Annotated in this window: 4 protein-coding genes and 2 pseudogenes; 4 read left to right on the top strand and 2 right to left on the bottom strand. The window is 71.2% G+C overall.

Translation table 11 applies throughout. The features are described from left to right. The 4 genes and pseudogenes from FV223_RS32610 to FV223_RS23390 all read left to right on the top strand — a co-directional run. Positions 1-99: pseudogene (locus tag FV223_RS32610) on the top strand (nickel transporter); the annotation flags it as partial. A 73-nt stretch (positions 100-172) separates the two neighbouring features. Then, positions 173-775 carry a 3-isopropylmalate dehydratase small subunit gene (gene leuD / locus FV223_RS23400; protein WP_147729235.1) on the top strand — a complete coding sequence of 201 codons (603 nt, stop codon included), beginning with the start codon at positions 173-175 and terminating at the stop codon, positions 773-775. A gap of 108 nt (positions 776-883) precedes the next feature. After that, positions 884-2,089, top strand: coding sequence for a lytic murein transglycosylase (locus FV223_RS23395; protein WP_147729234.1), 1,206 nt, complete (start codon positions 884-886; stop codon positions 2,087-2,089). Then, positions 2,086-2,469, top strand: coding sequence for a RidA family protein (locus FV223_RS23390; RefSeq protein WP_147729233.1), 384 nt, complete (start codon positions 2,086-2,088; stop codon positions 2,467-2,469). Before FV223_RS23395 ends, FV223_RS23390 begins: the two co-directional genes overlap by 4 nt. Before the next feature lie 18 nt (positions 2,470-2,487). Here FV223_RS23390 and FV223_RS23385 read toward each other — a convergent pair whose 3' ends face one another. Together FV223_RS23385 and FV223_RS23380 are read right to left on the bottom strand one after the other, a co-directional pair. Beyond that, positions 2,488-2,790, bottom strand: coding sequence for a hypothetical protein (locus FV223_RS23385; protein ID WP_147729232.1), 303 nt, complete (start codon positions 2,788-2,790; stop codon positions 2,488-2,490). 247 nt (positions 2,791-3,037) lie between these two features. Further along, a pseudogene (locus FV223_RS23380) lies at positions 3,038-3,381 on the bottom strand (chemotaxis protein); the annotation flags it as partial.

The following is a 3,381-nucleotide window of genomic DNA, read 5'->3' as shown; positions in this document are numbered from 1 at the left end:
CCGGATGACCTCGCCGCGCTCCGTCGCGCCGGGGTCGCGGGCGCCCTGGTCGCGTCGGCGATCCATGACGGCGCCCTCCGCGCCGGGGACCTGCCCTGAACCTTCCGGCCGTGGCACGCCGCTGCTAGGGTGCCGGCAGGCACCGAGCGAAACGCGACAGACGGCAAGACCAATGGAAAAATTCACCACCCTGGAGGGCGTCGCGGCGCCCATGCGGATCATCAACGTCGACACCGACCGGATCATCCCGAAGCAGTATCTCAAGACGATCAAGCGCACCGGCCTCGGCAAGGGGCTGTTCGCCGAGATGCGCTACCGGGACGACGGCTCGGAGAACCCGGACTTCGTGCTCAACCAGCCGGCCTACCGCAACGCTAGGATCCTGGTGGCGGGCGACAATTTCGGCTGCGGCTCGTCGCGCGAGCACGCGCCCTGGGCGCTGACCGATTTCGGCATCCGCTGCGTGATCTCGACGAGCTTCGCCGACATCTTCTTTAACAACTGCGCCAAGAACGGCATCCTGGCGATCGTGGTCTCTCCGGAAGACCTCGAGAAGCTGTTCGAGGATGCCGAGCGCGGCGCCAACGCCACCCTCTCGGTCGACCTCGAAGCGCAGACCATCCGGGGCCCGGACGGCGGCACGCTGCACTTCGACATCGATCCCGGCCGCAAGGAGAGCCTGCTCAACGGCCTCGACGAGATCGGCCTGACCCTCAAGCGCGCCCCGAAGATCGACGCCTACGAGGACAAGCTGGCCGCGCGCGGCTGGGCGTGAGCGCGGCCGGACCGCGGGGGAGCGTCCGCACCGCGATCCGGCCTTAAGCCTGCGTTAACCGTTCCCTCATCAGGCTCCGGCGCCCCGGACACCATGCGAGCGACGACGATGCGGCGAGACTCCTGGCAGCGATCCTCCCGCAGGCCGATCCTGCCGTGGCTCGCCCTCGCCTGCCTCACGGCGACCGGCGCGCGGGCCGACTTCCAATCCTGCCTCGCCGGCCTGCAGCAGCAGGCGGCGGCGCAGGGCGTGTCGGCGCAGGCGTTCCGCAGCGCCACCGACGGGATCAGCTTCGACGACAAGGTGATCGAGCTCTCCCAGGCGCAGCCCGAGTTCAAGACGCCGATCTGGGACTACATGGCGGCCCTGGTCGACGACGAGCGCGTCGACGACGGCAAGGCGGCGATGCGCCAGTACGGGCAGGCCCTGGCGCAGGCCGAGGCCCGCTACGGCGTCGACCGCTTCACCATCGCCGCGGTCTGGGGCGTGGAATCGAACTTCGGCAAGAACCTCGGCAAGATGCCGCTGGTGCAGTCGCTGGCGACGCTGGCCTGCTCCGGCAACCGCCGCCGCGACTTCTTCCGCGGCGAGCTGATGGCGACGCTGAAGATCATCGACCGCGGCGACATCGAGCCCGGCCGCCTCACCGGCTCCTGGGCCGGCGCCTTCGGCCAGACCCAGTTCATGCCGACGACCTACCAGCGCCTCGCCGTCGACCTCGACGGCGACGGCCGCCGCGACGTGGTCGACTCGGTGCCCGACGCCGTCGGCTCGACCGCGAACTTCCTGCACGTCGCGAAGTGGTCGAACGGCCAGGGCTGGGGCTACGAGGTCAAGCTGCCGGCCGGCTTCAACGCCGGTGCCGCGGGGCGGAAGAACAAGAAGCCGGTCGGCCACTGGGCCGCGCTCGGCGTCAAGCGCATCGACGGGCGCCCGCTCTCGGCCGAGGGTCCCGTCGGCATCATGATCCCGGCCGGGATCGAGGGGCCCGCCTTCCTCGTCACCAGGAACTTCGACGCGATCTACTCCTACAACGCCGCCGAATCCTACGGGCTCGCCATCGCCGTGCTCTCCGACCGCCTGCGCGGCCGGCCCGGCATCCAGGCGGAGTGGCCGACCGACGACCCGCCGCTGTCGCGGGCCGAGCGCCGCGACCTTCAGGCCCGGCTGACGGCGCGCGGCTACGACGTCGGCGAGCCGGACGGCAAGGTCGGCGCCAAGACCCGCGACGCGATCAAGGAGATCGAGCGCAGCCTCGGCATGCCGCAGACCGGCCGTCCGGGCGCGAAGGTGCTGGAAGCGTTGCGCCGGTGAGCCGGCGCCTGATCGGCTCGGGCTCGCCGTTCGAGGCCGCCTACGGCTATTCGCGCGCGGTCGTGACGGGCGGCTTCGTGTTCGTCGCCGGCACCACCGGCTACGATGACGCGACGATGACGATGCCGGAGGAAGCCGCGGCGCAGGCTGAGGCGTGCTGGCGCACGATCGCATCGGTGCTCGCCGAGGCCGGATCCGGCCTGGAGCGCATCGTGCGGGCGACCTACTACGTCACCGATCGGGCGGATGCCGAGGCGGTGCTCGCGGTCTGCGGCCGCGTGCTGGCCCAGGTCCGGCCGGCCGCGACGCTCCTCGTCGTCGCCGGCCTGCTGCGCCCCGAGATGAAGCTCGAGATCGAGGTCACGGCGACCTTAGGGTGAGACGGTTGCGCCGCCCGATCAGTAGGGCGTCCCGTAATACGGCCGGCGGACCGGGCGGTAGCGGTCCTGGACGGGACGGCCATAGCCGTCGCCGTACGCCCCGAGATAGGGATCGAGCCGCGGATCGCGGTAGTTGCCGTTGTTGACGCCGGCCGAGCGGTCGTTGCCGTTCAGTGCCGCGTAGGGCGAGAGGCCGCTGCCGCTATCGCTGCCACCGCCTCCACCGCCGCCGCGCGCGAGCACGGCGCCAGTCGAGCCGATGATGAGGCCTGCCGCCAGCACGGCCCGAACCGTCTTCCGCGTCGTCGTCTTGACTGCCATCGTCGCCTCCCGATCTCGCTGCGTGCCGGATCCAGGCGAAAAACCGGTCGCGGCGACGCGAGGTTCCCGAGGGCCGGGGGCGGCGAAAGCGCCGAACTTCTCTCCGCCACCGGTCGTCGACGCGGCAGGGCCCGTCGCCCGGGATTCGAGCAGACCCCGATGCCCCCCGGCGGCGACGGCGGGACGAGATGGCGTCGGGGCGAGCCGATGGCTCAGCCCGGCCACCGGAGCCTGCGCCGGACGACGCCTAGTGCCGGTAGCGTTCGGCGAGGGCCATGAGGGCTCCTGCGAGCTCGGTGAGGTTGGCCGAGGCCGCCTCGACCTCGCGGGTGCCGGCGGCGGTCTGCTGGCTCGCCTGGCGGATGTTCTGCAGGGCGCCCATCACCTGCTCGATGCCGAGCTGCTGCTGGTTGGTCGACGCCACGATCTGCTGGAAGGTCTGCACGTTCTCCTCCACCCGCCCGGTGATCTCCTCGATCGTGCGCTGGGTCGTGTCGGAGCGCGCCTTGCCGGTGGCCGCCCGCTTGACCGCCTCCTCCGTCAGCATCACCGAGGTGTTGATGCCGCGCTGGATCTCCGAAAGGATGCCGC

The sequence above is a fragment of the Methylobacterium sp. WL116 genome, from assembly GCF_008039455.1.
Lineage (GTDB): Bacteria > Pseudomonadota > Alphaproteobacteria > Rhizobiales > Beijerinckiaceae > Methylobacterium.
The sequence above is the reverse complement of the archived record's forward strand: the minus strand, read 5'-3'. Positions and strand labels throughout refer to the sequence as shown.